General features: G+C 73.6%; 23 protein-coding genes and 1 pseudogene. 14 read left to right on the forward strand and 10 right to left on the reverse strand.

What is annotated here, in order from left to right:
- A pseudogene (locus ACFWJ4_RS34815) lies at positions 1 to 444 on the reverse strand (hypothetical protein); the annotation flags it as partial.
- Between the two features lie 409 nt (positions 445 to 853).
- Between ACFWJ4_RS34815 and ACFWJ4_RS34820 the strand changes: the two are divergent.
- On the forward strand, positions 854 to 1165 hold the full coding sequence (locus ACFWJ4_RS34820) for an MTH1187 family thiamine-binding protein (RefSeq protein ID WP_375875015.1): 312 nt from the start codon (positions 854 to 856) through the stop codon (positions 1163 to 1165).
- 76 nt (positions 1166 to 1241) lie between these two features.
- Here the strand turns inward: ACFWJ4_RS34820 and ACFWJ4_RS34825 are convergent, their stop codons facing one another.
- Positions 1242 to 1715 (reverse strand): DoxX family protein, encoded by a 474-nt coding sequence (locus ACFWJ4_RS34825; protein WP_380551511.1) that lies wholly within the window; start codon positions 1713 to 1715, stop codon positions 1242 to 1244.
- A 152-nt stretch (positions 1716 to 1867) separates the two neighbouring features.
- On the opposite strand from ACFWJ4_RS34825, the gene ACFWJ4_RS34830 reads away from it, so the two are divergent.
- The 3 genes from ACFWJ4_RS34830 (at position 1868) to ACFWJ4_RS34840 (ending at position 4691) form a co-directional block, all read left to right on the forward strand.
- Positions 1868 to 2446 carry a TetR/AcrR family transcriptional regulator gene (locus tag ACFWJ4_RS34830; RefSeq protein WP_380551514.1) on the forward strand — a complete coding sequence of 193 codons (579 nt, stop codon included), beginning with the start codon at positions 1868 to 1870 and terminating at the stop codon, positions 2444 to 2446.
- 77 nt (positions 2447 to 2523) lie between these two features.
- Entirely contained in the window at positions 2524 to 3933 is a 1410-nt protein-coding gene (locus ACFWJ4_RS34835; RefSeq protein WP_380551516.1) for an MFS transporter, read from the forward strand.
- Entirely contained in the window at positions 3930 to 4691 is a 762-nt protein-coding gene (locus tag ACFWJ4_RS34840; RefSeq protein WP_380551519.1) for an SDR family NAD(P)-dependent oxidoreductase, read from the forward strand. The genes ACFWJ4_RS34835 and ACFWJ4_RS34840 overlap by 4 nt, the downstream gene beginning before the upstream one ends.
- Positions 4692 to 4775: 84 nt before the next feature.
- On the opposite strand, the gene ACFWJ4_RS34845 is transcribed toward ACFWJ4_RS34840, so the two are convergent.
- Positions 4776 to 5462, reverse strand: coding sequence for an SMI1/KNR4 family protein (locus ACFWJ4_RS34845; protein WP_380551522.1), 687 nt, complete (start codon positions 5460 to 5462; stop codon positions 4776 to 4778).
- Positions 5463 to 5688: 226 nt separating this feature from the next.
- Here ACFWJ4_RS34845 and ACFWJ4_RS34850 point away from each other — a divergent pair, with 226 nt between their 5' ends.
- From ACFWJ4_RS34850 to ACFWJ4_RS34860, 3 genes are read left to right on the forward strand one after another with little or no spacing between them, the layout of a single operon-like run.
- Entirely contained in the window at positions 5689 to 6621 is a 933-nt protein-coding gene (locus ACFWJ4_RS34850; RefSeq protein WP_380551525.1) for a carbohydrate ABC transporter permease, read from the forward strand.
- Positions 6618 to 7532, forward strand: coding sequence for a carbohydrate ABC transporter permease (locus tag ACFWJ4_RS34855; protein ID WP_380551528.1), 915 nt, complete (start codon positions 6618 to 6620; stop codon positions 7530 to 7532). The genes ACFWJ4_RS34850 and ACFWJ4_RS34855 overlap by 4 nt, the downstream gene beginning before the upstream one ends.
- Before the next feature lie 51 nt (positions 7533 to 7583).
- Complete coding sequence (locus tag ACFWJ4_RS34860; protein ID WP_380551531.1) at positions 7584 to 8978, forward strand: ABC transporter substrate-binding protein; 1395 nt, start codon at positions 7584 to 7586, stop codon at positions 8976 to 8978.
- Between the two features lie 162 nt (positions 8979 to 9140).
- Here ACFWJ4_RS34860 and ACFWJ4_RS34865 read toward each other — a convergent pair whose 3' ends face one another.
- From ACFWJ4_RS34865 to ACFWJ4_RS34880, 4 genes are all read right to left on the reverse strand, one after another.
- Positions 9141 to 10031: a DMT family transporter gene (locus tag ACFWJ4_RS34865; RefSeq protein WP_380551533.1), complete on the reverse strand. Its 891-nt coding sequence runs from the start codon at positions 10029 to 10031 to the stop codon at positions 9141 to 9143.
- Positions 10032 to 10217: 186 nt separating this feature from the next.
- Positions 10218 to 10484: a hypothetical protein gene (locus tag ACFWJ4_RS34870; RefSeq protein ID WP_380551536.1), complete on the reverse strand. Its 267-nt coding sequence runs from the start codon at positions 10482 to 10484 to the stop codon at positions 10218 to 10220.
- 2 nt (positions 10485 to 10486) lie between these two features.
- Positions 10487 to 10960: a radical SAM protein gene (locus ACFWJ4_RS34875; protein WP_380551539.1), complete on the reverse strand. Its 474-nt coding sequence runs from the start codon at positions 10958 to 10960 to the stop codon at positions 10487 to 10489.
- A gap of 79 nt (positions 10961 to 11039) precedes the next feature.
- The gene (locus tag ACFWJ4_RS34880) at positions 11040 to 11309 is read right to left on the reverse strand and encodes a helix-turn-helix transcriptional regulator (protein ID WP_359912472.1); all 270 of its coding nucleotides are present in this window, start codon (positions 11307 to 11309) and stop codon (positions 11040 to 11042) included.
- Positions 11310 to 11407: 98 nt separating this feature from the next.
- Between ACFWJ4_RS34880 and map the strand changes: the two genes are divergently transcribed.
- From map to ACFWJ4_RS34905, 5 genes are all read left to right on the forward strand, one after another.
- Positions 11408 to 12175 carry a type I methionyl aminopeptidase gene (map, locus tag ACFWJ4_RS34885; RefSeq protein WP_380551542.1) on the forward strand — a complete coding sequence of 256 codons (768 nt, stop codon included), beginning with the start codon at positions 11408 to 11410 and terminating at the stop codon, positions 12173 to 12175.
- A gap of 40 nt (positions 12176 to 12215) precedes the next feature.
- Positions 12216 to 12911: an HAD family hydrolase gene (locus ACFWJ4_RS34890; protein WP_380551545.1), complete on the forward strand. Its 696-nt coding sequence runs from the start codon at positions 12216 to 12218 to the stop codon at positions 12909 to 12911.
- 91 nt (positions 12912 to 13002) lie between these two features.
- The gene (locus ACFWJ4_RS34895) at positions 13003 to 13428 is read left to right on the forward strand and encodes an acyl-CoA thioesterase (RefSeq protein ID WP_380551548.1); all 426 of its coding nucleotides are present in this window, start codon (positions 13003 to 13005) and stop codon (positions 13426 to 13428) included.
- 204 nt (positions 13429 to 13632) lie between these two features.
- Positions 13633 to 15144, forward strand: coding sequence for an alpha/beta hydrolase (locus ACFWJ4_RS34900; RefSeq protein ID WP_380551551.1), 1512 nt, complete (start codon positions 13633 to 13635; stop codon positions 15142 to 15144).
- A 257-nt stretch (positions 15145 to 15401) separates the two neighbouring features.
- A complete protein-coding gene (locus ACFWJ4_RS34905; protein ID WP_380551554.1) occupies positions 15402 to 17711 on the forward strand; it encodes a transglycosylase domain-containing protein in 2310 nt (769 codons plus the stop codon).
- A 94-nt stretch (positions 17712 to 17805) separates the two neighbouring features.
- Here ACFWJ4_RS34905 and ACFWJ4_RS34910 read toward each other — a convergent pair whose 3' ends face one another.
- Positions 17806 to 18804 (reverse strand): asparaginase, encoded by a 999-nt coding sequence (locus tag ACFWJ4_RS34910; RefSeq protein WP_380551566.1) that lies wholly within the window; start codon positions 18802 to 18804, stop codon positions 17806 to 17808.
- A 241-nt stretch (positions 18805 to 19045) separates the two neighbouring features.
- Here ACFWJ4_RS34910 and ACFWJ4_RS34915 point away from each other — a divergent pair, with 241 nt between their 5' ends.
- Positions 19046 to 19696: a GntR family transcriptional regulator gene (locus tag ACFWJ4_RS34915; RefSeq protein WP_380551557.1), complete on the forward strand. Its 651-nt coding sequence runs from the start codon at positions 19046 to 19048 to the stop codon at positions 19694 to 19696.
- A gap of 41 nt (positions 19697 to 19737) precedes the next feature.
- Here ACFWJ4_RS34915 and ACFWJ4_RS34920 read toward each other — a convergent pair whose 3' ends face one another.
- Positions 19738 to 20349 carry a hypothetical protein gene (locus ACFWJ4_RS34920; protein WP_380551560.1) on the reverse strand — a complete coding sequence of 204 codons (612 nt, stop codon included), beginning with the start codon at positions 20347 to 20349 and terminating at the stop codon, positions 19738 to 19740.
- Between the two features lie 40 nt (positions 20350 to 20389).
- Positions 20390 to 20965 carry an RBBP9/YdeN family alpha/beta hydrolase gene (locus ACFWJ4_RS34925; RefSeq protein ID WP_380551563.1) on the reverse strand — a complete coding sequence of 192 codons (576 nt, stop codon included), beginning with the start codon at positions 20963 to 20965 and terminating at the stop codon, positions 20390 to 20392.
- Between the two features lie 229 nt (positions 20966 to 21194).
- On the opposite strand from ACFWJ4_RS34925, the gene ACFWJ4_RS34930 reads away from it, so the two are divergent.
- Positions 21195 to 21761 (forward strand): DJ-1/PfpI family protein, encoded by a 567-nt coding sequence (locus ACFWJ4_RS34930; RefSeq protein ID WP_359912504.1) that lies wholly within the window; start codon positions 21195 to 21197, stop codon positions 21759 to 21761.
- The last annotated feature ends 61 nt before the right edge of the window (positions 21762 to 21822 follow it).

Genomic DNA, 21822 nt, shown 5'->3' on the forward strand with positions numbered 1-21822 from the left:
CACGTCGAAGCCGGACCAGTCGACCCGCCGCACGCACTCCTCGACGAACTCCGGCAGCACCCGCTCCCGCAGGTCCAGCAGGAAGTCGACGTCGCGGTCCATCGCCCGCAGGTGCTCGCCGAGATCACCCCGCAGCGCCTCCACGTAGCCGGAGGCGTCGTGCGCGTCCGCGCGGAAGGCGGCGCGGGAGAAGAGCCACTCGCCGAGCAGGAGGGTGCGGTCGTTGCACAGCACCTCGTAGAGGTCCCAACCGAGCGACGCGGCCAGGTCCAGGTTGAAGTAGAGCGACGTCGCCGGGACACCGTGCCGTCGCAGCACCGCTGTCAGCAGCCCGAGCTGGATCGAGGGACTGCGCGCGGACGTGAAGGGCATGTTGACGAGCGCGACGTGCGGTGCCGCCCCCTTCGGCCGGGGCGGCCCGACCGGCCACAGGGTCTCGTCCATCGGTTTCTCCCGCACGGCTCGTCGTGGTCACGTGGATCGACAGGCTCTGGCGGATTCCTTCACCCCGACGCCAGGCGGCGCGCCACGGATGTGGGTGGTCGACCACCCGCGGCCGGCAACGGCCGCCTCCATCGTGTGGCAACGTCTCACCACAGCCTAAGTGCGGACACCGGTCCCCGCCCGGGACGCACCCGGCTCGGCGCCCGTTCGGAGGTGGTGCGGATCGCGGATCGTGCCCGCCGCCGAGCCGGCCGGTGGCAGGCTGCGCGGTTCTGGTCCGGCAGGCGAGGAGCGATCCGGTGCGTTCCCGGTCGGCCGCGGAGTCGGGGTCCAGGCCTAACCTGGTCGCTGGTCCCGGTCGGCCCGGGCCGGCGACCCGTGTGTCGTCCAGCACAAGGAGCGCAGAGCCGTGATCGCAGCTTTTTCGGTGACCCCGCTGGGGATCGGCGAGGACGTGGGGGAGGCGGTGGCCGCCGCCGTCCGGGTGGTGCGGGAGAGCGGTCTCCCGAACCGCACGGACGCGATGTTCACCAGCATCGAGGGGGAGTGGGACGAGGTGATGCCGGTGATCAGGGCGGCGATCGAGGCGGTGAAGGCGTACGGCAACCGGGTGAGCACGGTCATCAAGATCGACGACCGGGCCGGGGTCACCGACGGCCTCACCGCCAAGGTCGCCTCGGTCGAGCGGCACCTGGCCGCCGGGGGCCCGTCGGACCGCTGAGGGCCCGTCGGGCCGTTGACGGCCGACGGACCGTCAGACAGGCTTCGCCGGAAGATGGTTGGCGACAGCCGGCCGGTCAGACCGTGGACGTCGGCCGGATCGCCGGTTCGGCCGCGGCGGCCGGCGGCCTGCGGGTGAGCAGCCGGTCCAGGGCGTACGGGCCGGAGCCGAGCATCGCGATGGCCAGGAAGGCCCAGCAGAACAGTACCGAGGCCTCGCCCCCGTTCTGCAGGGGCAGCAGGGCGCGCTCCTGGTGGACGGTGAAATAGGCGTAGGCCATCGACCCGGAGCAGAGCAGGGCGGCCACCCTGGTGCCGGCGCCGAGCAGCACCAGGGCGCCGCCGACCAGCTGGATCAGCGCGGCCCACCAGCCGGGCCACTGGCCGAGCGGGACGGTGCCGCCGCCCTTGGCGCCGCCGAGCACGCCGAACAGCGAGGCGGCGCCGTGGCAGGCGAAGAGCAGGCCGACGACGATCCGAAAGGCCGTCAGTACGACGGGTCTGGCGGCGTCGGCGGTCTGCCGGGGGTGGTTGGGGCGGTGTGCGGGCATGCGAAACGCCTCCTGTGGGGGAAGGAGGTGGATGGGAGCGGTAAGGGTAGCCTTGGTCTAGTCCACTTGGCAATGCTCCGTCAGAGATCAGGTCTGGACCAATAGTTGCTCTTTCTTGACCGCTCGGTCCAGAAACGGCTACTGTTCCCGGCATGGCGCGAACGAAGGAATTCGACCCGGACGCGGCGCTGCAGGCGGCCCTGGAGCTGTTCTGGCAGCGTGGCTACGAGGCGACGTCGATGGCCGATCTGGTCGAGCGGCTCGGCATCGCCCGGGCCAGCATCTACGCGACCTTCGGCAGCAAGCGCGAGCTGTACCTGCGGGCGCTGGAGCGCTACTGCGAGCAGAGCGACTCGGCACGGCTGCTCGACCTCTCCCGGCCCGGCCCGGCGCTGCCGGCGGTCAGGGCGCTGGTCCGCCGGTACGCCGTGACGGACGAGGAGGAGGGTCGGCGCGGCTGCTTCGTCACCAACACGGCGGTGGAGCTGGCCCCGCACGACCCGGTGGCGTCCCGCCGGGTGGAGGCGAGCCTCGACCGCCTGGAGACACTGCTCACCGCCGCCCTGGCGCGGGCCGCCGCACAGGGCGAACTGCCCGCCGGGCGGGATCCGCGGACGCTCGCCCGGATGCTGGTCGTGCTGCTCCAGGGCATCCGGGTGGTGGGCAAGACCGCCGACGGCGCGCCCCGGGCGCGGGACGCCGCCGAGCAGGCGCTGGCACTGCTGGACTGACGCCGGCCGGCCCGGGCCGGCGTCTTTTTCGGGGCTCATTCTGGATCGAACGGTCTTTATAGGGGGGAGAGTTTTACGTGGCCGTCATCACTACCGGCCGGTACGGCTTCGCGCTGCTCGGTGTCGTCCAGGCAGTGCTGATCTTCACGATCATGATCCTGACCGTGCCGCTGCCGCTGGTGGCGCGGGAGTTCGGGCTCGGCCCGTCCGGGGTGCTGCTGCTCAGCGCCGCCTACGGGCTCTCCTTCAGCTCCCTGCTGCTGCTCGGCGGCCGCTTGACGGACCGCCACGGCGGCCGCCCGGTACTCCGCGCCGGCCTGGCGCTGCTCGCCGCCGCCTCGATCGCCTGCGCCCTCGCGCCCGGCTACCCCGTCCTGCTGGCGAGCCGCTTCGGGCAGGGCGTCGGCGCCGCCCTCACCGCCCCGGCGGCGGTCGCGGTGGTCCGGGTGCTGCACCCCGAACCGGCCGCCTACCGGCGGGCGATGGCCACCTGGGGCGGTCTGTCGGTGCTCGGCGCCACCGTCGGCAGCGTGGTCTCGGGCGCGGTCGCCGCCGCGGTCTCCTGGCGCTGGCTGTTCGCGGTGCCCGTACTGGTCGCCCTGCTCGGCCTCGTCCGTTCCGCGGCCCTGCCCGCGGCCGCCCCGGTCGGCGCCCGCCCGGCGCTGGACCTGCGCGGTGCCGCCCTCGCCACCGCCGGTGTCTGCGCGGCGAGTTACGCCCTGGTGGCCTCCACCGAACACGGCTGGCGCAGCCCCGGGACGTACGGTCCGCTGGTCGCCGGGGCGCTCCTGCTGTCGGCCTTCGCCGCCGCCGAACGCCGCACCGCCGACCCGCTGCTGCCGCCCGGCTTCCTCGCCGACCGGCGCCGGGCCACCGCGCTCGCGGCCGTCATGGCCACCGCCGCCGGCACCGCGCTCACCTTCGTCCTGCTGTCGCTCTACCTCCAGCAGCTGCGCGGCTGGAGCGCCGCGGCCACCTCCGCCGCCTTCCTGCCGTACGCGGCCGTCCTGCTGCTCTCCGGTCGGCTCGCCGGCCCGCTGAGCGCCCGGTACGGCCCGGTGGCGGTCACCGCCGGAGGCCTCGCCCTGGCCGCCGCCGGACTCGGCCTGCTGGCCGGGCTCGGCCCCGGCAGCGGCTACGCCCCCGGACTGCTGCCCGGACTGCTCCTACTGCCCGCCGGCGCCGCCGCGGCCTTCGCAGGTGCGACCGTGCTCGCCACCGGCGGGGTGCCGCCCGAGCGCACCGGACTGGCCGCGGGAGTGTTCAACACGGCCATGGAACTCGGCCCCACCGCCGGACTGGCCGCCCTGATGGCGCTCGCCGCCACCCGCCCGAGCGTGGTCGGCGGCTACGCCGCGGCCTTCGCGGCGGCCGCCGTCGGGCTGGCGCTCACCGCCGTCGCGGTCGCCGCCCTGCCCCGGACCACCAGTCCCACCAGCCCCACCGCAACCGAACACACCGACCGCATCAAGGAGTTCACCTCATGACCACGCGTTTCGCCGACAAGTCCGTCCTGGTCACCGGCGCCGGCAGTGGCATCGGCCGGGCCGTCGCGCTCGCCTTCGCCCGTGAGGGCGCCCGGGTCGCGGTCGCCGGCCGCGGCGCGGGCCCGCTCGCCGGGACCGTCGAGCTGATCGAGCGGGCCGGCGGCAAGGCGGTCGCGCTCACCGGCGACGTGACGAACGCCCAGGACGCCGCCCGGCTGGTCCGGGAGGCCGTCGAGCGGTTCGGCGGCCTGGACGTCGCCGTCAACAACGCCGGAGTGTTCGGCGCCGCCGGCCCGGTCGCCGACATCGACGAGGCGGAGTGGCAGCGGGTGATCGGCGTCAACGTCACCGGAACCCTGCTCGCCATGCAGGCGCAGATCGCCCACATGCGGGCCCACGGCGGCGGCGCGATCGTCAACGTCTCGTCCAACCTCGGTGCCCACAAGCGGATCGCGGGCGTCGGCGCCTACGCCGCCAGCAAGGCCGCGGTCACCGTGCTGACCCGGGCCGCCGCCCTCGACCACATCGCCGAGGGCGTGCGGATCAACACCGTCAGCCCCGGCGCGGTGGACACCCCGATGTCCTCCCGGCCGGGCGAGGACGCCGAGGCCAAGGCCGAGCGGATGAGGGCCGAGGTCCCGGTCGGCCGGGTCGGCGCGACGGAGGAGGTGGCCGCCGCGGTGCTGTACCTGGCCTCCGACGAGGCGGGCTACACCGTCGGCAGCGACCTGGTGCTGGACGGCGGCTCCTCCGCCTGACCCGCCCCCCGCCGGGCAGTCCATCCGCCCCTCCGCCCGGCAGCCTCCTCCGCCCGGCAGCCCCTCCGCCCGCCCGCCGGCCGGCTACTCGCCCAGCCACTCCCCGGGCAGCACCCCGCAGAGCGCGTCCAGCGCCTGCGGGGTGCGGGCGCGGGCCGCCACCCAGGCCTCCTCGGCCACCCCGACCAGCACCTCCGGGCCCTGGTACCAGCGGAAGTTGCGGCCGAGTGCGGGCAATTCCAGGAGACCGTCCGGCAGTTCGTCCTCCAATTCGAGGAAGTCGGTCAGCTCGTGCTCCTCCAGCAGCTTCTCCATCATCGCCATCGCCGCGGCCGCCGTCGAGAAGCGCTCCTCCCAGGGCTCCCACCGCTCCTGTGACTTGTCCGCCAGGTCGAGCCGGCCCACCGTCGGCGGGTCCTCCCGGTCGAGGGCGTCCAGCGGCACGCCCCAGTGCGCACAGCCCTGGTTCTCCGCCCGGTACACCAGCGCGCCGTCCAGCACGTGCAGCTCGTCCGGCGTCAGCAGCACGTCCTGGCTGCTGGTCAGGTCCGCCCGGCGGCCGAACAGCCGGTACGCCTCGCGCAGCGCCACCGGCAGCCGCAGACCCAGCCGCCGCTCGGCCGCGTCCAGCTCCGCGTCCGTGAAGCCGTCGCCCGGCCCCAGGGGCTCGCCCCAGTAGGCGGCGAAGCCCCTGACGAGCGCCCAGGCACCCGCGCGGGAGCGCACACTTTCGGCCATTGCCGCCGGGATGTCGAATTCCGTTTCGTCCACCCGCGCACCGTACGCCACCCCTCCGACAACGCGGTGAACCGCTCGACAGCCCGCCCGCCGCCGGTGCGCGGCCCCTCCGCCGCCCGTCCGGGCACGACCGGCCGGATCTGACGCGAACGCGTAATCCCGGCGACACCCGTTGATCACCACGGGGTTTCCACGCCGTCGTTCGGGCAAGACACGGTTTCGGCCGGAACCGACATCACGAAAGGCGGACGCGCGAAAGATGCCGACCGCACCGCACACCGGGCCCCTCCCGGGCCGCCGCTCCCCACGGGGAGGGCGCTGGGGCGAACACGGGCTCGCCTGGGCCTTCCTGCTGCCCTCCCTGGTGGTCTTCGTCCTCTTCATCGGCTACCCGCTGGGCCGGACCGTCTACCTCAGCGGGCACGCCAACGACCTCTTCGGCGCGCCCTCCCGCTACGTGGGGACGAAGCACTACACCGACCTGTTCGCCTCGGCCGACTTCGGCCGCACCCTGACGACCACGGCCCTGTTCACCCTGCTCACCGTGGTGCCCGGAGTGCTCGGCGCGCTGGTGCTGGTGCTGCTCCTGGAGAACCGGATCCGCGGCGTTCGTTTGCTGCGCTCGGCGTTCGCGCTGCCGTTCGCCTTCTCGGTGGCCAGCGCCTCGGTGGTCTTCGCGGTGTTCTTCAACCCCGCCAGCGGGGTGCTCAACGGCCTGCTCTCGCACGTCGGCCTCGGCCCCGTCGGCTGGCTGACCGACTCCCGGTACGCGCTGCTCTCGGTGGCCGTCACCACGGTGTGGATGAACCTCGGTTACAACGTGCTGGTGCTCTCCGCGGGCGTCGGCTCGATCCCGGGGGAGGTCCTGGAGGCGGCCCGCATCGACGGCGCCTCCGGCCTGCGGCTGGCCCGCTCGATCACCGTCCCGATGCTCGGACCGAACCTGTTCTTCCTGACCGTGGTCTCGACCGTCCACGCGCTCCAGAGCTTCGGCCAGATCCACATCCTCACCAAGGGCGGGCCGGACGGCTCCACCCGGACCCTCGTCTACTCCGTCTACGAGAAGGCCTTCGCCTACGGCTCCAGCGACTTCGGCACCGCGAGCGCCCAGGCCGTGGTGCTGCTCGTGGTCGTCCTCGCCTGCACGGCCGTCCAGTTCGGCGTCCTGGAGCGGAAGGTGCACTACGCATGACCACCCTGACCACCGAGACCGAGACCGAGACCGAGACCGGGGCGCGGGCCGAGGCGCCCCGACCGCGCGCACGTGCCCTCGCCGGGCGCTCCCCGCGCGACCTGCTCGGCCGCGCCGCCGTCCACCTGCTGCTCGCCGTCGCGGTCGTCACCGTGGCCTTCCCGGTCTACTACGCGATCGCCGGCGCCTTCATGGGTCCGTCCGAACTCTCCTCCTACCCGCCGGCCCTGGTGCCGCACTCGGTCACCGGACGGAACTTCTCCGGCGCCGTGGAGGCCATCCCGCTGGCCCGCCAGTACGCCAACTCGGCGATCGTGGCGACCGTCATCACGCTCGCCCAGCTGTTCACCTCGGTGCTCGCCGCGTACGCGTTCGTGTTCCTGCCGATGAAGGCCCGGGCCGTGGTGTTCGGGGTGTTCCTGGCCACGCTGATGGTCCCGTGGGAGGCCATCATCATCCCCAACTACCTGACGCTGTCAGGCTGGGGGCTCGGCAACACCTACTTCGGCCTGGTGCTGCCCTTCCTGGCCTCCGGCTTCGGCACCTTCATGCTGCGCCAGGCCTTCCGCCAGCTGCCCGGCGAACTGCGCGACGCGGCCCGGATCGACGGGGCCGGCCACTGGCGCTTCCTGTGGCGGATCGTCGTCCCGCTCAACAAGCCGGCCCTCGCGGCGCTGTCGATCTACGTCTTCCTGTCGGCCTGGAACCAGTACTTCTGGCCGCTGATCATCACCCGCACGGCGAACATGCAGACCCTCCAGATCGGTCTGACCTCGCTGCGCGACTCCGAGATGGCCGATCCCGGGCTGATCCTGGCCGGTGTCGTGCTCTCCCTGCTGCCCACCCTCGCCCTGGTGGTCTTCGGCCAGCGCTTCATCGTCCGCGGCCTCACCGCGGGCGCCGTCCGCTGACCGCGTGTCCCGTCCACGTCCCCCGCTTTCCCGGATAGAGAGAGAACCCTCGTGAAGAAGAGTGCGCGCGCGCTCGCGGCCCTGCTGGTGGCCGGCCTTTCCCTGACCGCCTGCAGCTCCAGCGGCTCCGGTTCCGGCTCCGGAGGCTCCTCCGACGCCGGAGCGCCCGGCGCCCAGGCGCTCGACCAGGCCTCCGGTGTCACCGCCGTGGAGTTCTGGCACTCGATGACCGGCAAGAACGCCGACGTGCTGAACGGGCTGGTCGGCCAGTTCAACGCCGCCCACCAGGGCAAGGTCGAGGTCAAGGCGCAGTTCCAGGGCAAGTACGACGAGCTGGTCACCAAGTACAAGGCCGCGGTGCAGCAGAAGGGCACCCCCGCCCTGGCACAGGTCTACGACATCGGCACCCGGTTCATGATCGACTCCAAGCAGACCGTCCCGGCCCAGGCCTTCGCCGACAAGGACGGCTACTCGCTGGACGACCTCGACGCCAACATCCGCAACTACTACTCGGTCGGCGGCAAGCTCCAGTCGATGCCGTTCAACTCCTCGATGCCGCTGCTCTACCTGAACACCGACGCCTTCAAGGAGGCCGGCCTCGACCCGGCGCAGGCGCCCAAGGACCTCAACGAGCTGGGCGAGCTGGCCAAGAAGCTGACGAAGAAGGACGCCGACGGCAAGACCGTCCGGTACGGCTTCGGCGCCGCCATCTACGGCTGGTTCGTGGAGCAGCTGCTCGCCGAGTCCGGCGCCATGTACTGCGACAACGACAACGGCCGCGGCAACAAGGCGGGCAAGGTCGTCTTCGACTCCGCCCAGGGCGCCCGGATCGTCCAGTGGTGGGCCGACCTGGTCAAGGGCGGCTACGCGGCCAACACCGGCCGCACCACCGACGACGCCCAGGCCGCGTTCAAGGCCGGCACGGTCGCGATGCACCTGGAGTCCACCGGCGTGCTGCGCGGCTACACCGAGGCCGCGAAGTTCGGCGTCGGCACCGCGGCCTTCCCCAAGGTCGACGCCGCCGACCAGGGCGGCCCGGTGATCGGCGGCGCCTCGCTGTGGATCAGCGGCCCCGGCCACTCGGACGCCGAGAAGCGCGCCGCCTGGGAGTTCGAGAAGTTCGTCTCCGCCCCCGAGCAGCAGGCCGTCTGGCACACCGGCACCGGCTACTTCCCGGTCAACACCAAGTCCCTGGACGACCCCAAGGACAAGGAGTGGGTGGCCAAGTACCCGCAGTTCCAGACCGCGATCGACCAGCTGAAGGCCACCAAGCCGACCCCGGCCACGGCCGGCTGCCTGCTCGGCGTGATGCCGCAGGCCCGCAAGGGCGTGGAGACCGCGATCGAGCAGACCATCGCGGGCACCAAGCCGGCCCAGCAGGCCCTGGCCGACGCCGCGAAGGAGCTCCAGCCGGCGATCGAGAGCTACAACAGCTCGGTCGGCTGAACCGCCCCGGTCGAACGCCGGAGAGGCCGCGGCCGAACCGCCGCGGTCGAACGCCGGAGCCGCCGCGGCTGACCATCGGAACCGCCGCGGCCGAACGCCGGCACGACGACGGCCCGCCCCGCGCACCGCGCGCAGGGCGGGCCGCCGCCGTCGGGGCCGCCGCTACGCCGTGTCCGCCTCGGAGAAGAGGAAGATCCCGGCCAGGATCAGCGCGGCCCCGCCGTACTGCCAGGCGTCGATGCGCTCGCCCAGCAGCAGCACCGCGAAGGCGAGCCCGAACACCGGGACGATGTTCAGCAGCACGCCCGCCGTGGTGACCGGGGTCCGGGTCACGGCGCGGTTGTACATCAGGAACGCGCCCGCCGGCCCGCCGCCGCAGACCCCGGCCGCGACCAGCCAGTGCAGCGGGCGGGCCCCGTCGGTGGTCAGGCCGCCGCCCAGCAGCCACTGACCGGCGATCAGCGGCACGGTGAACAGCAGGCCGAAGCCGAACTGGTAGGCCGTGGCGACCAGCGGATCGGTGTCCCGGACGATCCGTCCGGTGAGGATGGTGGCCGCCGCGGCCGCCACCGTGCCGAGCAGGACGAGGAGGTCCCCCGTACCGAGCCCGAACACGGCGTGGCTGCCGCCCAGTGCCGCGATGCCCACCGCGCCCAGCACCACGCCGCCGACGGCGCGCGGCGTGGGTGCCCGGCGGCCGACCAGCGCGGCCAGCGCGACCACGAAGCAGGCCTCCGAGCCGCGCAGGACGGAGGCCTGGGTCGCGTCGATGTGCGCCATCCCCAGCCCGATCGCCCCGTACCCCACCATCGGCTCGAACAGCCCGAGGAGGGCGAGCCGCCGCAGCTGGTCGCGCGGCGGGCGCCGGTGGCCCCGGCGGAGCAGGAGGGCCCAGGGCAGGGCGGCGGCGGTGACCAGGGAGACGGCGAGCACCGTCACGACCGGGAGCCCGCGCAGGGCGTACTTCTCCGCGGTGGTCCACAGGCCCCAGATCGCCGAGGCCCCGATCAGGGTCAGCGTTCCGCCCGGGTGGCGGACGGCGTTGCCGATCACGCCGGTCGCGGAGCTCCGGGAGCGGGTCGGGACGGCGGAGTCCGGTCGGCAACGGGGTGGGTTCGGTGACCATGGGCCGGTGGTTCCCTTCGGCGTCGGGCGGTCGGTCCTCGGTGCTCGGTCGTTTCAGTGCTCGGCGCTCGTCGGACCGGTCGGCCGGTCGGCTCCCCGGGCACTGCCGCAGGATCAGTCCGTGCTGCTCCGGGGCGGGTGGGTGTGGGTGATGCCCCAGGGGTCGGTCACGGTCCCGTCGCCGTTCAGGTAGCCCGGGCCGATCGGCACCTTGCCGTGGCCGCCGGGGATGTCGAGCACGTATGTCGGCTGGCACATGCCCGAGACCCGGCCGCGCAGCCGGCGGACGAGCGCCTGCCCCTCCGCGATGGTGGTGCGGAAGTGGCTGGTGCCGACGGCGAGGTCGCCGTGGTGCAGGTAGTACGGCTTGACCCGGTTCACGATCAGGGTGCGGAACAGGTCCTCCAGCGCCTCGGGGGTGTCGTGACCCCCTTGAGCAGCACCGTCTGGCTGACCAGCGGGATGCCGGAGCCGGCCAGCAGCCGCAGCGCGCGACGGGCGCCGGGGCCGATCTCCTGGCTGTGGTTGGTGTGCACGACGACCCAGACCGGGGTGTCCAGGGTGAGCGCCCCGACCAGTTCCTCGGTCACCCGGTCCGGATCCACCACCGGTACCCGGGTGTGGAAGCGGATCACCTTGACGTGCTCGATCGCGTCGAGCGCCGCCAGGATCGGCCGCAGCCGGCTCGGGGACATGATCAGCGGGTCGCCCCCGGTGAAGATCACCTCCCAGATCTCCGGGTGACTGCGGATGTAGTCGAGGGCGGCGGCGAGCTGGCCCTCCTTCAGCATGGAGTCGCCCGGGCCGACCACCTCCCGGCGGAAGCAGAACCGGCAGTACACGGGGCACACCAGCACCGGCTTGAGCAGTACCCGGTCCGGGAGGCCGCGTCACCGGATGTTAACGGTCCGCGTGCGGGCGCCGCGGAGGGGTGCGCTAGGCGGAGAGCGCCTCGCCGCTCTCCGGGGGCGCGCACGCGGCGGCCAGTTCGTCCATGGACAGGTCGAGCGCGAAGGCCAGCGCCGCGATGGTGAAGAAGGACGGCGTCGGTGCCCGGCCGGTCTCGATCTTCCGCAGCGTCTCGGCCGAGACGCCGGCCGCCGCGGCCACCTCGACCATGCTGCGCTCGCCGCGCGCCTCGCGCAGCAGCGCCCCGAAGCGCTCGCCGCGCTCGCGCTCCCACGGGGTCAGCGGAGTCCTCACCATGCCGACGAGTCTACGGCCCCCTCGCCGCCCGGCGTCCACGCCCGGCAACCGTGATACAAATACCGGTATAAGAATTGGATCCAGGGGAGAGAAGCACCATGGTCGAACTCAAGTCGGACGCCGGGCTGGCCGCGATGCGCGAGGCCGGACGGGTGGTCGCGCAGGCGCTGGCGGCCGTCCGGGAGCAGGCGGCGCCCGGCGTGAGCCTGCTGGAGCTGGACGAGGTGGCGCGGGGCGTGCTCAAGGCCGCCGGGGCCGCCTCGCCGTTCCTCGGCTACCGCCCGTCCTTCGCGCCCGTCCCGTTCCCGGCCGTCATCTGCGCCTCGGTGAACGACGCCGTGGTGCACGGCATCCCGACCGGTTACCGGCTGCGCGACGGCGACCTGGTGAGCATCGACTGCGGCGCCCTCCTGGACGGCTGGGCCGGGGACTCGGCGGTCAGCTTCACCGTCGGCACCGCCCGCCCCGAGGACACCGCCCTGATCGAGACCACCCGACGCGCCCTGGAAGCGGGCATCGCCGCCGCCGTGGTCGGCAACCGGACCGGGGACATCGCCCACGCCATCGGCACCGTCGCCCGCGCCGGCCGCTACGGCCTGCTGGACGGCTACGGCGGGCACGGCATCGGCCGCCGGATGCACGAGGACCCGCACGTGGCCAACGAGGGCCGCCCGGGGCGGGGTTACCCGCTGCGCCCCGGCCTGGTGCTGGCGATCGAGCCGATGCTGCTGGCCGGCGGGCGCGACGACCACCGCACCGATCCGGACGGCTGGACCCTGCGCACCGTCGACGGCAGCCGCGCCGCCCACGTCGAGCACACCGTCGCCATCACCGAGGACGGTCCGCGCATTCTCACCCTGCCCTGATCCGACAAGGTCCACAAGGCACGCCCTAAGCTCGGGGTCCATGACCAAAGGCGTGATGTTCGATTTCTCCGGCACCCTCTTCAGCGTCGTCTCCACCGCCGAGTGGCTGGCGGCCCACACCGCCGCCACCGGCCTCGTCCTGCCGGCCCGGGAGGAGGCCGAACTGGTGGCCCGGCTGGAGGAGTTCGGTGCCCTGCCCGGCGGGGTGCCGCCGCGGCGGATCCGGCCGGAGGTCCAGCCGGCGTGGGACACCCGGGACTTGACCCCCGAGCTGCACCGGGCCGCGTACACCGCGCTGACCCGCGACGCCGAGCCGCCCGCCGCCCTCGACGTGGACGCCCTCTACGAGTCCCACTGGGCGCCCGCGAACTGGCGGCCGTACCCGGACACCGCCGCCGTGCTGCGCGAGCTGCGCCGCCGGGGCGTGCCGGTCGCGGTGGTGAGCAACATCGGCTGGGACCTGCGGCCGGTCTTCCGCGCGTACGGCCTGGCGGAGCTGGTCGACGTCTACGTGCTGTCGTACGAGGTCGGCGCGCAGAAGCCCGATCCGGTGATCTTCGAGACCGCCTGCGAGCGGCTCGGGCTCGCCCCGGCCGACGTCCTGATGGTCGGCGACGACCGCACCTGCGACGGCGGTGCGACCGCGCTCGGCTGCGGCTTCCACCCCGTCGAGCACCTGCCCGTCGACCGGCGCCCGGACGCCCTCACGCCGGTGCTGGACGTCCTGACCGGGTGATCCCGGAGGCCGGACCCGACGGCATGACGGCATGACGGGGGTGACGCAGGACACGAGGTGGCACGCCCGCGGCCCGGAGTAGCGTGCGGGCATGAGTGATCACGACTTCACCACACGCATCACCGTCCGCGGGTACGAGACCGACTCCCAGGGGCACCTCAACCAGGCGGTCTACCTCCAGTACGCCGAGCACGCCCGCTGGGAGTACCTCCGGGCGGCCGGGATCCGCCAGGCGGACCTGGTCGCCGAGGGGGTCGGCCCGGTCGTCCTGGAGACCACGGTCAAGTACCTGCGGGAGCTGCGCGCGGGCGACTCGGTGGAAGTGGGCTGCTCGTTCACCTGGCGGGAGGGCAAGACCTTCCAGCTGGTGCAGCGGCTGGTCCGCGAGGACGGCGTGCTGGCCGCCGAGATCACCGGCGTCGGCGGCATCCTCGACCTGACGGAGCGCAGGCTGGTCGCCGACCCGCGCGAGCCGCTGCGCGCCCTGGCCACCGACCCGGGCCTGCTCGGCCTCTGAGCGAACAGGCCCGCCGAACAGGCCCGCCGAACAGGCTCGGCGAACCCGGCCCGGCGAACCCGGCCCGGCCCACCGCCCCCACCCTCCACGGCTGGAGACCGCGACCGACGGCGGTCTCCACCCCGTCCCCGGGGGATTTCCCCACCCCCGACCGGCCCGCTGTCCGGATGGGACCAAGTCCCGTGCCGCAGCAGACTCTTGGGCATGACGAAGCCCACCCGCACCATCACCGCCGCGGTCACCGCGGCCGCCGCCCTCGCCGTGACCGCGCTGAGCGCCCTGCCCGCCGGCGCGACCGGCACCGCACCGCCCGGAAGGGACGGCCTGGCCTGGGCCGCCTGTCCGGACGCCCCGGCCGACAGCCCCCAGCGCTGCGCCGAGGTCACCGTCCCGCTGGACTACGCGGACCCGAACGGCCCCCGCATCACCCTCGCCGTCTCCCGGATCGCCGCCGCCGATCCAGGCCTGCGCCGCGGCGTGCTGCTGGCCGTCCCCGGCGGACCGGGCGGCTCCAGCCTCGACCTCGTCCACGGCATGGCGGGGCACCTGCCGCAGTCCGTCCGGGACCGCTACGACGTGGTCGGCTTCGACCCGCGCGGCGTCGGCCGTTCCACCCCGGTCAGCTGCGCACTGGACACCGCCGACCTGTCGATGGTCAAGGTGCGTCCCTGGCCGGCCGCCGACGGCTCGATCGACGGGAACCTGGCCGCCGCCCGCCGCGTCGCCGAGACCTGCGCGCGCAACGGCGGCCCGGTGCTGCGCAGCATCTCCACCGCCAACGAGGCCCGCGACATCGACAGTGTCCGCCGCGCCCTCGGCGAGCGCCGCCTCTCCCTGTGGGGCGTCTCGTACGGCACCTACGCGGGCGCGGTCTACGCCACCATGTTCCCCGAGCGCACCGACCGGATCGTGCTGGACAGCAACGACGACCCGGACCCGACCCGGGTCGGGCGCGGCTGGCTGGACAACTACGGCCGGGGCGTGGAGGACCGCTTCCCCGACTTCGCCGCCTGGGCGTCGGCCCCGGACAACCCGGACCGGGTCGCGGACACCCCCGAGGAGGTCCGCCCGCTCTTCCTCGACCTCGCCGCCCGCCTCGACCGGGCCCCGCTGCCCTGGGAGGGCGCCAACCCGGCGGAACTGAACGGCAACGTGCTGCGCGAGACCCTGCTGGAGAGCATGTACGCGGACGCGAAGTTCCCGGTCCTCGCCCGGCTGATGCTGGCCGGTCTCGGCCGCGCTCCGCTGCCCGCCCCGCCCAAGCTGGGCGAGCGGGAGCTGCAGGCGGTGCAGAACACCCTCGCCGTCTCGGTCGGCACCCTCTGCAACGACGTCAAGTGGCCCACCGACCCGGCGAGCTACGCCAAGGCCGTCACCGCGGACCGCGCCGCCCGTCCGCTCACCGCCGGCCTGCCGGTGAACGTGATGCCCTGTGCCTTCTGGCCGTTCGCGCCCGCCGAGCCGCCGGTGCGGGTGACCGACCGTGGCCCGGCCAACGTGCTGCTCACGCAGAACCTGCGCGACCCCGCGACGCCGTACGCCGGTGCGCTCAAGCTGCGGGCGGCCTTCGGGGACCGGGCGCGGATGGTGGCGGTGGACTCGGGCGGCCACGACGTGTACCGGGCCAACGGGAACGCCTGCGGCGACCAGGTGGTGACGGACTACCTGGTCACCGGCCGCCGCCCGGCCCGGGACGTCTTCTGCCCGGCGGGCTGAGCGCCGCGGCCCGCGCGACCCCGGCCGAGCCGGTGAAGACCGGGCGAGTGAAGACCGGGCGGGGAAGGCCGGGCGGGTAGGGCCGGACAGGCACGGGACGCAGCGCGCGGGGGCAACGGGCCGTGGACGAACGGCCCTTGTTCCTGCGTGCACGCCCGTTCGGCCCTCGGGAACGAGTCGAATCCGTCGCGATTTTGTGACAATCCTTCGCCGGCACCCGCCCCCCACGGCCTGTTGACGGCCGTAATGTTCGATCTATGTCACCGAAGAGCCGCATACCCGCCGCCTCGGACCCGGGCGACACCTGGGTGCCGCGCCCGAGGCGCCGCGAGACCCCGCTCGGCATCCTGGGCCACGCGGCCACCTTCCTCGGCGCCAGCGTGCTGGGCGGCATCCTGCTGGCGGGCCTGATCCTCCCGGCGGCCGGGGCGGTCGGACTCGGGGCGAAGAACGGCGCCGAGGGCTTCGAGAGCATCCCCGACGACTTCAAGACCCCGCCGCTGAGCCAGGCGACCCAGATCTTCGACGCCAACGGCGGTCTGATCGCCAAGGTGTACGAGCGCGACCGGACCGTCATACCCGCCGACCAGATGTCCCCGCTGATCCGTACGGCGCAGGTCGACATCGAGGACGCCCGGTTCTACGAGCACGGCGCCGTCGACCTCAAGGGCATCCTGCGCGCGATCACCAAGAACGCGGAGAGCGGAGCCGCCGTCCAGGGCGCCTCCACCCTGACCCAGCAGTACGTGAAGAACGTCAACGTCGAGAAGGCCGGGGACGACCCGGACGCGGTGCGCGAGGCGCAGCGCAAGACGCTCGGCCGCAAGATCCAGGAACTCCGGTACGCGATCAAGCTGGAGGAGGACCTGACCAAGGAGCAGATCCTCACCAACTACCTCAACATCACCTTCTACGGCCACCAGGCGTACGGCATCCAGGCCGCCTCCCAGCGCTACTTCGGCAAGGACGCCAAGGACCTCGTCCTGCCCGAGGCGGCGATGCTCGCCGGGCTGGTGCAGAACCCGTCCCAGTACGACCCGAAGCTGCACCCGGTGGCCGCCCAGAAGCGCCGCGACACCGTCATCGACAAGATGGTGGAGAACAAGCACATCACCGCGGAGCAGGCCAGGGAGGCGAAGGCCGCCCCGCTCGGCCTCAACTACAAGGACCCGCGCAACGGTTGCATCACCGCCCAGGCAGGGATGGGCTTCTTCTGCGACTACGTGCGCCACGTGGTCAAGCAGGACCCGGCGTTCGGCAAGACCGCGGCGGAGCGCAAGAAGCTGTGGGACACCGGCGGCCTGAACATCTACACCACGCTGGACCCGGACAAGCAGGCCGCGGCCCAGAACGCCGTCTCCACCAAGGTGTACGTCACCGACCCGGTCTCGGCCGCGATGACGATGGTCGAGCCCGGCAGCGGCAAGATCCTGGCGATGGCGCAGACTCGCCCGTACGGCCTGGCCAAGGAGAAGAACGAGACCGTCGTCAACTACAACGTGGACGCGGCGATGGGCGGCGGCATCGGCTTCCAGCCCGGCTCCAACTTCAAGCCGATCGTGGCCGCCGCCGCCCTGGAGGCCGGGCTGTCGCCCACCCAGCGGTACGACTCGCCCAACCGGATGGACTGGCCGACGATGCGGACCTGCGACGGCACCTGGAAGAACCTCAGCAAGGGGAAGAAGGAGGGGACCATCCCCAACGAGAGCACCTCCGAGGTCGGCCCGTACGAGCTCAAGCAGGCCATGGCGCTCTCCGTGAACACCTACTTCGTGCAGATGGAGCAGGAGATCGGCCTCTGCGCCGTCAAGCAGATGGCCAACAAGCTGGGCATGGAGGGCAAGGCCGACGGCTCGGCGCTGCAGGAGGTGCCGGCGCTCGGCCTCGGCACCCAGGAGGTCAGCCCGCTGACCATGGCCAACGTGTACGCGACCTTCGCCGCCCGGGGCACCTACTGCGCGCCGATGGCGATCAACCGGATCACCACGGTGGGCGGCGCCGATGTCCCGGTGCCCCAGGCCCGGTGCACCCCGGCGATGTCCGAGGACACCGCCGACGTGATCAACAGCGTGCTGCTCGGGGTGACCGAGAAGGGCGGCACCGCGCGGGACCTCGGCCTGGACGACCGCCGCCAGATCGCCGGCAAGACCGGGACGACGGACGAGAAGAAGTCGGCCTGGTTCACCGGCTACACGGGCAACCTGGCGGGCTCGGTCTGGCTGGGCAGCCCCGGCACCAAGGTGCCGATGCGCAACATCCGGATCGGCGGCAAGTACCAGGCCGAGGTCTTCGGCGCCACCGGCCCCGGCCCGATCTGGCAGCAGGCGATGAGCGACGCGGTGCGGAGCATGCCGGAGAAGGACTTCACCACCGTCTACATCCCGGACCCGGTGCGGCGGGACACCAACTGCCCCACCCCCGGCGGCACGCCGGGCTCGGCCACCTGCACCGTCGCCCCCGCCACCGGCGGCCCGGGGAACACCGGCAGGCCGCGCGGGGGCACCCCGACCCCCGGCCGCACCGGGCCCTTCGCCCCGCCCGGCACCGCGGACCCCGCGGACCGGTGAGCCGCCCGGCCCCGCCCGAGTACCCGTACTCGTGCGGGGCCGCGGCGCGCGGGCGGACGGGGGTTCCGCCGTGCGTCCGGGCGGCGGCAGGCCGTCAGGCCGTCGGGGCGGTGGCGCCGGGTTCGGTGGGCCGGAGCGGCGAACCGTCCAGGAGCGCCCGGGCCGGGCGCACCGCGCCGACCGGTTCGCCGTGTCCGAGGACGGGGACGACGGCCAGTTCGGCGAGGGTGTCGTCGGTGTCCACCGGGACGCCGAGCCGTCGCAGCGCGGCGGCCAGCACCACGGGACGGGCCCGGGTGGAGCCGTCCGCGATCTTGAGCGCGACGGCGGAGCCGTCGGGGAGCGCCAGGGCGTAGACCCCTTCCGCGCCGTCCTTGGCGACCGAGCCGGGAAGCGCGCGCATCAGGCGGGTCACGTCCCGACCGGTCCCGCCGACGTATTCGGCGTGCTGGTTCATCGCCCGGGCGACCCGCCGCTCCGGGGACCCGGCGGGGCCCGTCGCCAGTGCGGCGAAGGCCCGGGCCAGGCCGCGGTAGCCGATGGCGAACAGGGGGGCTCCGCAGCCGTCCACGCCGGTCGCGGCGACCTTCTCGCCGGCCAGGTCCTCGACGGTGTCGAGCAGGGCCCGCTGCAGGGGATGGCCGGGGTCGAGGTAGGTGGCCGTGTCCCAGCCGTTGGCGACGCAGGTGGCGAGCATCGCGGCGTGCTTGCCCGAGCAGTTCATCGTCAGCGGAGTGGGGCCGCCGCCGGCCGCCAGGTGGTTCCGTAGTGCGGCTTCCCCGATGGGCAGCGCGGCCGTGCACCGCAGAGCGCCGGTGTCGAGGCCGGCGCCCCCGAGGATCTCGCGGACGCCGTCGAGGTGGAAGGCCTCGCCGGAGTGGCTGGCGCAGGCCAGGGCCAGCAGTTCGCCGTCCAGGTCGAGTCCGGCACGCAGCATGCCGAGGGCCTGGAGCGGCTTGTTGGACGACCGGGGGTACATCGGGCGGTCGGTCTCGCCGACGCTCAGCACCGTCCGCCCGTCAGGACCGAGTGCGAGGACCGTCCCGTGGTGCACCGACTCCAGGAAGTCACCTCGCCACACCTCCGCCACCATCGCGTGCACAGCGCATTCCCCTCTCCACGGCCGCACGGCCGAAAGGACGACTCGAAGTGTCAACAGTTATCACTTTAACGTGGTCCGCGCCGATGTCCCCGCCGGGTGCTGACATACTCGGACGCGGCCCTGTGCCACCGTCGGCCGCCGACGCCACGGCGCTCCGGCCCATCACCCCGGGCACACCCCCGACCTGGCCGGACGACAGCGGCGGCCAGTCCCGAACGGACGGACACCACCCATGCCAGAGACCCTCCGGCGCGGCCTGGCGGGCCAGCTCGTGGGCACGCTCCGCGAGCGCGTCCTCACCGGCGAGATCCCGTCCGGAACGCGGATCAACGAGGTGGAGGTCGCCCGCGAGCTGGGCATCAGCAGGGGACCGCTGCGCGAGGCCATCCGGCAGCTCGTCAGCGAGGGCCTGCTCGTGCACGTGCCCAACAAGGGTGCCGTCGTCTTCGAGGCCGGCCCGCGGGAGGTCGAGGCGCTGTTCGAGCTGCGGTCCGCGCTGGAGACCGCCGCCGCGCGCCTGGCCGCCGAGCGGCGCGACCGCAAGGACGTCACGGCCCTGCGCCGGGCGTGCGAACAGTCGAGGAAGCTGATGACCGGGGGCCGCCGGTTCGCCCACCGCAGCAGTCTCGACTTCCACCAGGCGCTGCTCGACGCGGCCCGCAGCCCCCGGATCGCCGAACAGGTGGAGCGCGTGCACCAGCAGATCGCGGTGCTCCGCAGTCGGCACAACGTGCCGGCCTCGCACACCGAGGCCTCGATAACCGACCACGAGCACCTCGCGGAGGCCGTCGCCGAGGGCCGGGCCGACCGTGCCGCCGAGGTGATGGCCCGCCACCTCGACCGGGTCCGGGAGCAGATGATCGCGCACATGACGGAGCAGTGACGCCCAGCTGCCCACGGGCGACGGCCTCGGGTCGGGTCGGGCTACCGCGCCGCGACCGGCTCCCCGCTGTCCTGGTCGAGGTTGAACACCCGCCGGTAGGAGTCGGTCACCACGGTGATCTGCTCCCGCCCGGTCCAGCTCGCCTCCACCAGCCGGGCGTCGCCCCGGTCCCTGCCGACGTCCGCCAGCGACCAGCGCCGGGCCGACCAGCCCTCACCGCTCTCCAGCAGCACCTGCCAGTGCTCGCCCGACTCCGGCCCGGTGGCGTACGAGCGGTGCACCACCACCAGGGCGCGCTCGGCCCCGGCCGGGGCGTCCTCCCGGCTGCGGGTCTCGGCCGCCGACACCTTGTGCGCGGCCACCACGCCGAGCAGGAACACCACCCCGGCGGTCACCGTGACGGTCCGGGTGGCCGTCCGCACCGCGGCGCGCAGGTCGCCGAGCCAGGCGGCCGCGATCAGCGCCGCCAGCGCGCCGCCGAGCAGCAGCTCCGGCCGGTTGAACAGGTCGGCCACCAGCATCCGCCCGCCCGACCGGCTCTCCCACTGCCCCTCGGTGTAGAGCAGCACGGCGGCCAGCCCGCCGGCCGCCAGCAGCCGGACCAGGACGCGCCTGGACCGGGACGTGCGTCGGTTCGTCGTCCTCCGGTTCATCGTTCCTCCGCCCCCGTTCCCCGTTCCCCCGTGGTCGTGGTCACAGCTCGGCGAGCAGCTTCCGGCCCTCCGGCCAGTCGCCCAGTCCGGAGTCGGAGTTGAGGTGCCCGTACGCGCCCGACTCGACGTACCGGGCGCCCCAGGCGGCGGCGAACGCGCGGGCCCGCTCGGGGGAGACCCACGGGTCGTCGGTCGAGGAGACCACCACGGCCGGGAACGGCAAGGGCTCCAGTGCCACCGGGCGGAAGCCCACCAGCTCCGGGACCTCGGCGGTGTCGACGTCCGCCGGGGCCACCAGCAGCGCGCCCCGGACGGCGGCGGTCCGCCCGGCGGCGGCGGTGGCCGCCCAGTGGGCCGCCGTGACGCAGCCCAGGCTGTGGGCGACCAGTACCACCGGGCCCCGGGCGGCGGCCGCGGCCACCGCCGCGTCCACCCGGGCCACCCAGTCCGTCCGCTCCGGGTGGTCCCAGTCCGCCTGTTCGACCCGGCGGAAGGAGTCCGGCTCGGCCGCCTCCCAGCGGGTCTGCCAGTGCTCGGGGCCGGAGTTCTGGTAGCCGGGCAGGACGAGGTAGGTGGTGCGGTCGGGCATGGGCTTCTCCGGGAGGGGGACGGTCACGGGCAGCAGGAGTCTAGGACCCGGGCCGCCGTCCTCCGCAGCCGGGCGCCCCACCGGCGCTCACTCCCCGCAACCGGCGCGCGCACGTCCACATGCGCCGTTGCGCGCCCGGTGCGCCCCGTTGCCAACGGTGACCCCGGTACGGGAGGTTGGACCGGGCCCGGGTCGGCTGCCACCGCCCGGCGCCCGTACCCGACCTGAGGCTCGACCACGTGGAGGGATGTCGGCGATGACATCGAAGATCCTGCTCGTCACCGGGGACGCCGCCGAGTCACTGGAGGTGTTCTACCCGTACCAGCGGCTGCGCGAGGAGGGCTACCAGGTCGACATCGCGGCCCCGACGAAGAAGCGCCTCCAGTTCGTGGTGCACGACTTCGTCGAGGGCTTCGACACCTACACCGAGAAGCCCGGCTACACCTGGCCCGCCGACGTGGCCCTCGCCGACGTCGACCCGGCCGACTACGTGGCCCTGGTCATCCCCGGCGGCCGCGCCCCCGAGTACCTGCGCAACGACCCGGACGTGCAGCGGATCGCGCAGCACTTCTTCGCCGAGGACAAGCCCGTCGCCCAGATCTGCCACGGCCCGCTGATCACCGCCGCCGCCGGCGTGCTGAACGGCCGCCGCACCTCGGCCTACCCGGCGCTGGCCCCGGACATCAAGGCGGCGGGCGCCGAGTTCGTGGACGGCGAGGCCGTGGTGGACGGCACGGTCGTCTCGGCCCGCGCCTGGCCCGACCACCCGGGGTGGCTGCGCGCCTTCGTCGAGGTCCTGCGCACCAAGGCGCCGCTCGCCTGACGCGCGCCTCGCCGGCGTTCCCGCCGGCGCTCCCGGAGCCGTACCCCGAGCCGTCTCGGGG

It is taken from the genome of Kitasatospora sp. NPDC127067 (genome assembly GCF_042724755.1).
Lineage (GTDB): Bacteria > Actinomycetota > Actinomycetes > Streptomycetales > Streptomycetaceae > Kitasatospora > Kitasatospora lactacystinica.

Excerpts from the sequence above, each read along its gene's own strand:
- ACFWJ4_RS34930 (WP_359912504.1), top strand. The coding sequence starts at position 21,195 with ATGACATCGAAGATCCTGCTCGTCACCGGGGACGCCGCCGAGTCACTG.
- ACFWJ4_RS34830 (WP_380551514.1), top strand. The coding sequence starts at position 1,868 with ATGGCGCGAACGAAGGAATTCGACCCGGACGCGGCGCTGCAGGCGGCC.
- ACFWJ4_RS34910 (WP_380551566.1), bottom strand. The coding sequence starts at position 18,804 with ATGGTGGCGGAGGTGTGGCGAGGTGACTTCCTGGAGTCGGTGCACCAC.
- ACFWJ4_RS34880 (WP_359912472.1), bottom strand. The coding sequence starts at position 11,309 with ATGGTGAGGACTCCGCTGACCCCGTGGGAGCGCGAGCGCGGCGAGCGC.
- ACFWJ4_RS34915 (WP_380551557.1), top strand. The coding sequence starts at position 19,046 with ATGCCAGAGACCCTCCGGCGCGGCCTGGCGGGCCAGCTCGTGGGCACG.
- ACFWJ4_RS34840 (WP_380551519.1), top strand. The coding sequence starts at position 3,930 with ATGACCACGCGTTTCGCCGACAAGTCCGTCCTGGTCACCGGCGCCGGC.
- ACFWJ4_RS34825 (WP_380551511.1), bottom strand. The coding sequence starts at position 1,715 with ATGCCCGCACACCGCCCCAACCACCCCCGGCAGACCGCCGACGCCGCC.
- ACFWJ4_RS34895 (WP_380551548.1), top strand. The coding sequence starts at position 13,003 with ATGAGTGATCACGACTTCACCACACGCATCACCGTCCGCGGGTACGAG.
- ACFWJ4_RS34850 (WP_380551525.1), top strand. The coding sequence starts at position 5,689 with ATGCCGACCGCACCGCACACCGGGCCCCTCCCGGGCCGCCGCTCCCCA.
- ACFWJ4_RS34890 (WP_380551545.1), top strand. The coding sequence starts at position 12,216 with ATGACCAAAGGCGTGATGTTCGATTTCTCCGGCACCCTCTTCAGCGTC.
- map (WP_380551542.1), top strand. The coding sequence starts at position 11,408 with ATGGTCGAACTCAAGTCGGACGCCGGGCTGGCCGCGATGCGCGAGGCC.
- ACFWJ4_RS34905 (WP_380551554.1), top strand. The coding sequence starts at position 15,402 with ATGTCACCGAAGAGCCGCATACCCGCCGCCTCGGACCCGGGCGACACC.
- ACFWJ4_RS34920 (WP_380551560.1), bottom strand. The coding sequence starts at position 20,349 with ATGAACCGGAGGACGACGAACCGACGCACGTCCCGGTCCAGGCGCGTC.
- ACFWJ4_RS34900 (WP_380551551.1), top strand. The coding sequence starts at position 13,633 with ATGACGAAGCCCACCCGCACCATCACCGCCGCGGTCACCGCGGCCGCC.
- ACFWJ4_RS34855 (WP_380551528.1), top strand. The coding sequence starts at position 6,618 with ATGACCACCCTGACCACCGAGACCGAGACCGAGACCGAGACCGGGGCG.